Below are 7,064 nucleotides of genomic sequence, written 5' to 3' on the forward strand. Positions count from 1 at the left end.
TAAAGGTTTTTTATTTTTGGAAGCACGCAAATGGCTACGATTCATGTAGACGGCAAAGAATACGAGGTCAACGGGGCGGACAACCTGCTAGAGGCTTGTCTCTCTCTTGGTCTTGATATTCCCTACTTTTGCTGGCACCCGGCGCTAGGGAGCGTCGGTGCTTGCCGCCAGTGTGCGGTGAAGCAATATCAGAACGCGGAAGACACGCGTGGTCGCCTGGTGATGTCCTGTATGACTCCGGCATCCGACGGCACCTTTATTTCTATCGACGACAGCGAAGCGAAGCAGTTCCGCGAAAGCGTGGTGGAGTGGTTGATGACTAACCACCCGCACGACTGCCCGGTCTGCGAAGAGGGCGGCAACTGCCACCTGCAGGATATGACGGTGATGACCGGTCATAGCTTCCGCCGCTATCGTTTCACCAAGCGTACCCACCGCAATCAGGATCTGGGGCCGTTTATTTCGCACGAAATGAACCGCTGCATCGCCTGCTACCGCTGCGTGCGCTACTACAAAGATTATGCCGACGGCACCGATCTGGGCGTCTATGGCGCGCACGACAACGTCTACTTCGGCCGCCCGGAAGATGGCACCCTGGAGAGCGAGTTCTCCGGCAACCTGGTGGAAGTCTGCCCGACCGGCGTTTTCACCGACAAAACCCACTCCGAGCGCTATAACCGTAAGTGGGACATGCAGTTTGCGCCGAGCATCTGCCAGCAGTGTTCCATCGGCTGTAACATCAGCCCGGGCGAACGCTATGGCGAGTTGCGTCGTATCGAAAACCGCTATAACGGTACCGTGAACCGCTACTTCCTCTGCGACCGCGGTCGTTTCGGCTATGGCTACGTGAACCTGAAAGACCGTCCGCGTCAGCCGGTACAGCGCCGCGGCGACGATCTGATCACCCTTAACGCCGAGCAGGCGATGCAGGGGGCGGCGGATATCCTGCGCCAGTCGAAGAAAGTGATCGGTATCGGCTCCCCGCGCGCCAGCATTGAAAGCAACTTCGCGCTGCGCGAGCTGGTGGGCGCCGACAACTTCTATACCGGCATCGCCAAAGGCGAACAAGCGCGCCTGCAGATGATGCTGAAAGTGCTGCGCGAGGGCGGGATCCACACGCCAAGCCTGCGCGATATCGAATCCTACGATGCGGTATTGGTGCTGGGCGAAGACATTACCCAGACCGGCGCGCGCGTGGCCCTGGCGGTACGCCAGGCAGTGAAAGGGAAAGCACGCGAAATGGCGGCGGCGCAGAAAGTGGCCGACTGGCAGATCGCCGCGATCCTCAACATCGGCCAGCGCGCCAAGCACCCGCTATTCGTCACCAACGTCGATGACACCCGCCTGGATGACATCGCAGCGTGGACCTACCGCGCGCCGGTAGAAGATCAGGCGCGTCTCGGCTTTGCTATTGCCCATGCGCTGGACGACAGCGCGCCGGCGGTTGACGGCCTGAGCCAGGACCTGCAGGGTAAAGTCGACGTTATCGTTCAGGCGCTGGCCGGGGCGAAAAAACCGCTGATCATCTCCGGGACCAACGCCGGCAGCATGGAGATCATCCAGGCCGCCGCTAACGTGGCGAAAGCTCTGAAAGGCCGCGGCGCCGATGTCGGGGTGACCATGGTCGCCCGGGCGGTTAACAGCGTCGGACTGGGCATGATCGGCGGCGGCTCGCTTGAAGAGGCGCTGGACGAACTGGAAAGCGGCGCCGCAGACGCGGTTATCGTGCTGGAAAACGACCTTCACCGTCATGCTTCCGCCGCGCGCGTTGACGCTGCGCTGGCGAAAGCGCCGCTGGTGATGGTGGTGGATCATCAGCGCACCGCGATTATGGACAAAGCGCACCTGGTGCTCTCCGCGGCAAGCTTTGCGGAAAGCGACGGTACCGTGGTGAACAACGAAGGCCGCGCCCAACGTTTCTTCCAGGTTTACGATCCGGCTTACTACGACGCGAAAACCGTAATGCTGGAAAGCTGGCGCTGGCTGCATTCGCTGCACAGCACCGTCAACAACCGTCAGGTTGACTGGACTCAGCTGGACCACGTCATTGATGCGGCGATTGCCGCGCTGCCGCAGCTAGCGGGCATTAAAGACGCCGCGCCGGATGCGACCTTCCGCATTCGCGGCCAGAAGCTGGCGCGTGAACCGCACCGCTACAGCGGCCGCACGGCGATGCGCGCTAACATCAGCGTGCACGAGCCGCGTCAGCCGCAGGATAAAGACACGATGTTCGCCTTCTCCATGGAAGGGAACAACCAGCCGTCCGCCCCGCGTTCGCAGATCCCGTTCGCCTGGGCGCCGGGCTGGAACTCCCCGCAGGCATGGAACAAGTTCCAGGATGAAGTGGGCGGGAAACTGCGCCACGGCGATCCGGGCGTTCGTCTGTTTGAAGCGTCCGCCAGCGGACTGGAGTACTTCACGGCGGTGCCGGCCAGCTTCCAGGCGGAAGAGGGCAAATGGCGAATTGCGCCGTACTACCATCTGTTCGGCAGCGATGAGCTGTCTCAGCGCGCGCCGGTGTTCCAGAGCCGGATGCCTGAGCCGTACATCAAGCTGAACCCGGCGGATGCCGCGAAGCTTGGCGTCAACCCAGGCGCAATGCTCTCCTTTAGCGTGGAAGGCCAGACCCTGCGTCTGCCGCTGGTTATCTCTGAAGGCCTGACCGCGGGACAGGTTGGCTTACCGATGGGCATGCCGGGCATTGCGCCGGTGCTGACCGGATCGCGTATTGATTCACTGCAGGAGGCGAAAGCATGAGCTGGTTAACGCCGGATCTTATCGACATTCTGTTAAGCATCCTGAAGGCCGTGGTCATTCTGCTGGTGGTTGTCACCTGCGGCGCGTTCATGAGCTTCGGCGAGCGTCGTCTGCTCGGCTTGTTCCAGAACCGCTACGGACCTAACCGCGTCGGCTGGGGCGGTTCGCTGCAGCTGGTCGCCGACATGATCAAGATGTTCTTTAAAGAGGACTGGATCCCGCGCTTCTCCGATCGCGTGATCTTTACTCTGGCGCCGGTTATCGCCTTTACCTCGCTGCTGCTGGCCTTCGCTATCGTGCCGGTTAGCCCGACGTGGGTGGTGGCCGACCTGAACATCGGCATCCTCTTCTTCCTGATGATGGCAGGCCTGGCGGTCTACGCGGTGCTATTCGCCGGTTGGTCGAGCAATAACAAATACTCGCTGCTGGGGGCGATGCGTGCTTCCGCGCAGACCCTGAGCTACGAAGTGTTTCTCGGTCTCTCCCTGATGGGCGTGGTGGCGCAGGCGGGGTCATTCAATATGACCGATATCGTTAACAACCAGGCGCATCTGTGGAACGTTATCCCGCAGTTCTTCGGCTTCGTGACTTTCGCCATCGCTGGCGTGGCGGTGTGTCACCGTCACCCGTTCGACCAGCCGGAAGCGGAGCAGGAACTGGCCGATGGTTACCACATTGAATATTCCGGCATGAAATTCGGTCTGTTCTTCGTCGGGGAATACATCGGTATCGTCACCGTTTCAGCGCTGATCGTCACGCTGTTCTTCGGCGGCTGGAATGGCCCGTGGTTACCTCCTTTCATCTGGTTCGCGCTGAAAACCGCGTTCTTCATGATGATGTTCATTTTGATCCGCGCATCATTACCGCGTCCGCGCTATGACCAGGTAATGTCCTTTGGCTGGAAGGTATGCCTGCCGTTAACGCTGGTCAACTTGTTGGTAACGGCGGCTGTCATTCTCTGGCAGGCGCAATAAGGGGTGAATTGAACATGACCTTAAAAGAATTATTGGTGGGGTTCGGCACCCAGGTCCGTAGTATCTGGATGATTGGCCTGCATGCCTTCGCCAAACGTGAAACCCGGATGTATCCGGAAGAGCCGGTCTACCTGCCGCCGCGCTATCGCGGCCGCATCGTGCTGACCCGCGATCCGGACGGTGCAGAGCGCTGCGTCGCCTGTAACCTGTGTGCGGTAGCCTGCCCGGTGGGCTGTATCTCGCTGCAGAAAGCAGAGACGGTAGACGGCCGCTGGTATCCGGAGTTCTTCCGCATCAACTTCTCACGCTGCATCTTCTGCGGCCTGTGCGAAGAAGCGTGCCCGACCACGGCGATCCAGTTGACCCCGGACTTCGAGCTGGGTGAATACAAGCGTCAGGATCTGGTGTACGAAAAAGAGGATCTGCTGATTTCCGGTCCGGGCAAATACCCGGAATATAACTTCTACCGGATGGCGGGTATGGCAATCGACGGCAAAGATAAGGGCGAAGCGGAAAATGAAGCTAAGCCAATCGACGTCAAGAGCCTGTTACCGTAAGGAGAGGGGCAATGGAATTCGCTTTTTATATCTGTGGCCTGATAGCCATCCTCGCAACCTTGCGGGTCGTCACCCACACCAATCCGGTGCATGCGCTGCTGTACCTGATTATTTCGCTGCTGGCGATTGCCGGGGTGTTCTTCTCGCTGGGCGCGTACTTCGCCGGAGCGCTGGAAATCATCGTCTACGCCGGGGCCATTATGGTGCTGTTCGTCTTCGTGGTGATGATGCTCAACCTGGGCGGCACCGAGATCGAACAGGAGCGCAAGTGGCTGCAGCCGGGGATCTGGATTGGCCCGGCCATCCTCTCCGCGGTGCTGCTGGTGGTTATCGTTTACGCCATCCTGGGCATTAACGACCAGGGTATCGACGGTGCGGCGATTAACGCCAAAGAAGTGGGCATTGCGCTGTTTGGGCCGTACGTCCTGGCGGTGGAGCTGGCCTCCATGCTGCTGCTGGCGGGCCTGGTGGTTGCCTTCCACATTGGCCGCGAAGAGCGCGCCGGCGAGGTGCTGAGCAACCGTCTGAACGACAGCGACAAACGAAAAACGGAGGAACACGCATGATCCCCTTAACACATGGACTGATCCTCGCGGCCATCCTGTTTGTGCTTGGTCTGACGGGGCTGGTGATCCGCCGCAATCTGCTGTTTATGTTGATTAGCCTGGAAATCATGATTAACGCCGCCGCGCTGGCCTTTGTGGTGGCGGGTAGCTACTGGGGTCAGGCAGATGGTCAGATAATGTATATCCTCGCCATCAGCCTCGCGGCTGCGGAAGCGAGTATCGGCCTGGCGCTGCTGCTGCAGCTCCATCGTCGCCGCCAGAACCTGAACATCGATTCAGTAAGTGAGTTGCGTGGATGAACATGCTTGCCTTAACCATTCTTTTGCCATTGATTGGCTTTGTGCTGCTGGCCTTCTCCCGCGGGCGCTGGTCGGAAAATCTTTCCGCCGCCGTTGGCATGGGCTCGGTAGGCCTGGCGGCGCTGGTCACCGCGTACGTTGGCGTCGACTTTTTCGCTAACGGCAAACAGGCGGTCAGCGTGCCGCTGTGGACCTGGATGTCGGTCGGTGATTTCAACATCGGCTTCAACCTGGTGTTGGACGGCCTGTCGCTGACCATGCTCTCCGTAGTTACCGGCGTCGGCTTCCTGATCCACATGTTCGCCTCCTGGTACATGCGCGGTGAAGAGGGATATTCCCGCTTCTTCGCCTATACCAACCTGTTTATCGCCAGCATGGTGGTTCTGGTACTGGCCGATAACCTGCTGCTGATGTACCTCGGTTGGGAAGGCGTGGGCCTCTGTTCTTACCTGCTGATCGGTTTCTACTACACCGATCCGAAGAACGGCGCCGCAGCGATGAAAGCGTTTGTGGTGACCCGCGTCGGCGACGTGTTCCTCGCCTTCGCGCTGTTCATTCTTTATAACGAACTGGGCACCCTGAACTTCCGCGAAATGGTGGAGCTGGCGCCGCAGCACTTCGCTAACGGCAGCACCACGCTGCAGTGGGCGACGCTGATGCTGCTTGGCGGCGCGGTCGGTAAATCCGCCCAGCTGCCGCTGCAAACGTGGCTTGCCGATGCGATGGCGGGTCCGACGCCGGTCTCTGCGCTGATCCACGCCGCGACCATGGTCACCGCGGGCGTCTATCTGATCGCCCGTACCCACGGCCTGTTCTTGATGACGCCGGAAGTGCTGCATCTGGTCGGTATCGTCGGGGCGGTCACCCTGGTGTTGGCGGGCTTCGCCGCGCTGGTGCAGACCGATATCAAACGCGTTCTCGCCTACTCTACCATGAGCCAGATTGGCTACATGTTCCTCGCGCTGGGCGTGCAGGCATGGGACGCGGCGATTTTCCACCTGATGACTCACGCGTTCTTTAAAGCGCTGCTGTTCCTGTCGTCTGGTTCGGTCATTCTGGCCTGCCATCACGAACAGAACATCTTCAAGATGGGCGGCCTGCGCAAATCGATTCCGCTGGTATACGTCTGCTTCCTGGTGGGGGGCGCGGCGCTGTCCGCACTGCCGCTTATCACCGCAGGCTTCTTCAGTAAGGATGAGATTCTGGCAGGCGCGATGGCCAATGGCCATATCAATCTGATGGTGGCAGGCCTGGTCGGCGCCTTTATGACCTCGCTGTACACCTTCCGGATGATTTTCATCGTATTCCACGGTAAAGAGCAAATTCACGCGCACGCAGGGAAGGGGATTACCCATCATCTGCCGCTGATTGTGCTGCTGGTACTATCCACCTTCGTTGGCGCGCTGATTGTGCCGCCGCTGGAAGGCGTACTGCCGCAGACCACTGAGCTCGCCCACGGTAGCGTGATGACGCTGGAGATTGCCTCCGGGATCATCGCCATTGCCGGGATTCTGATCGCTGCATGGCTGTGGCTGGGCAAACGCACGCTGGTGACCTCCATCGCCAACAGTGCGCCTGGCCGCTTCTTCGGTACCTGGTGGTTCCATGCCTGGGGCTTCGACTGGTTATACGACAAGGTGTTCGTAAAACCATTCCTCGGTATTGCCTGGCTGCTGAAACGCGATCCGCTGAACTCGTTGATGAATATCCCGGCGATCCTTTCCCGCTTCGCAGGCAAAGGCCTGCTGGTGAGCGAGAACGGTTATCTGCGCTGGTATGTGGCTTCAATGAGCATCGGCGCGGTGGTGGTGCTGGCGCTGCTGATGGTATTGCGTTGATTTGATCGCGCGGTTTTGCCCGGTGGCGCTTCGCTTACCGGGCCTACGAGACCGTAGGTCGGGTAAGCGAAGC

The 7,064-nt window shown here is 59.8% G+C and carries 6 protein-coding genes; all 6 read left to right on the forward strand.

The genetic code is table 11. The features are described from left to right. The first annotated feature begins 30 nt into the window (after positions 1–30). Genes nuoG through nuoL form a run of 6 tightly spaced genes read left to right on the forward strand, consistent with a single transcriptional unit; the run spans position 31 to position 6,991 of the window. Complete coding sequence (gene nuoG, locus KHQ28_RS15840) at positions 31–2,757, forward strand: NADH-quinone oxidoreductase subunit NuoG (RefSeq protein ID WP_004149179.1); 2,727 nt, start codon at positions 31–33, stop codon at positions 2,755–2,757. Further along, on the forward strand, positions 2,754–3,731 hold the full coding sequence (gene nuoH, locus KHQ28_RS15845) for an NADH-quinone oxidoreductase subunit NuoH (RefSeq protein ID WP_002913156.1): 978 nt from the start codon (positions 2,754–2,756) through the stop codon (positions 3,729–3,731). Before nuoG ends, nuoH begins: the two co-directional genes overlap by 4 nt. A gap of 14 nt (positions 3,732–3,745) precedes the next feature. Then, complete coding sequence (nuoI, locus tag KHQ28_RS15850; protein WP_002913152.1) at positions 3,746–4,288, forward strand: NADH-quinone oxidoreductase subunit NuoI; 543 nt, start codon at positions 3,746–3,748, stop codon at positions 4,286–4,288. Between the two features lie 11 nt (positions 4,289–4,299). Beyond that, on the forward strand, positions 4,300–4,854 hold the full coding sequence (nuoJ, locus tag KHQ28_RS15855) for an NADH-quinone oxidoreductase subunit J (protein WP_002913150.1): 555 nt from the start codon (positions 4,300–4,302) through the stop codon (positions 4,852–4,854). After that, positions 4,851–5,153 (forward strand): NADH-quinone oxidoreductase subunit NuoK, encoded by a 303-nt coding sequence (gene nuoK, locus KHQ28_RS15860; RefSeq protein ID WP_002913148.1) that lies wholly within the window; start codon positions 4,851–4,853, stop codon positions 5,151–5,153. The genes nuoJ and nuoK overlap by 4 nt, the downstream gene beginning before the upstream one ends. Further along, on the forward strand, positions 5,150–6,991 hold the full coding sequence (gene nuoL / locus KHQ28_RS15865; protein ID WP_004151106.1) for an NADH-quinone oxidoreductase subunit L: 1,842 nt from the start codon (positions 5,150–5,152) through the stop codon (positions 6,989–6,991). Before nuoK ends, nuoL begins: the two co-directional genes overlap by 4 nt. The last annotated feature ends 73 nt before the right edge of the window (positions 6,992–7,064 follow it).

Origin of the sequence: Klebsiella sp. 28 (genome assembly GCF_018223905.1) — a bacterium.
Classification (GTDB): Bacteria; Pseudomonadota; Gammaproteobacteria; order Enterobacterales; family Enterobacteriaceae; genus Klebsiella; species Klebsiella pneumoniae.

Coding starts and splice junctions, on each gene's coding strand:
- nuoG (WP_004149179.1), top strand. CDS start 31: ATGGCTACGATTCATGTAGACGGCAAAGAATACGAGGTCAACGGGGCG.
- nuoH (WP_002913156.1), top strand. CDS start 2,754: ATGAGCTGGTTAACGCCGGATCTTATCGACATTCTGTTAAGCATCCTG.
- nuoI (WP_002913152.1), top strand. CDS start 3,746: ATGACCTTAAAAGAATTATTGGTGGGGTTCGGCACCCAGGTCCGTAGT.
- nuoJ (WP_002913150.1), top strand. CDS start 4,300: ATGGAATTCGCTTTTTATATCTGTGGCCTGATAGCCATCCTCGCAACC.
- nuoK (WP_002913148.1), top strand. CDS start 4,851: ATGATCCCCTTAACACATGGACTGATCCTCGCGGCCATCCTGTTTGTG.
- nuoL (WP_004151106.1), top strand. CDS start 5,150: ATGAACATGCTTGCCTTAACCATTCTTTTGCCATTGATTGGCTTTGTG.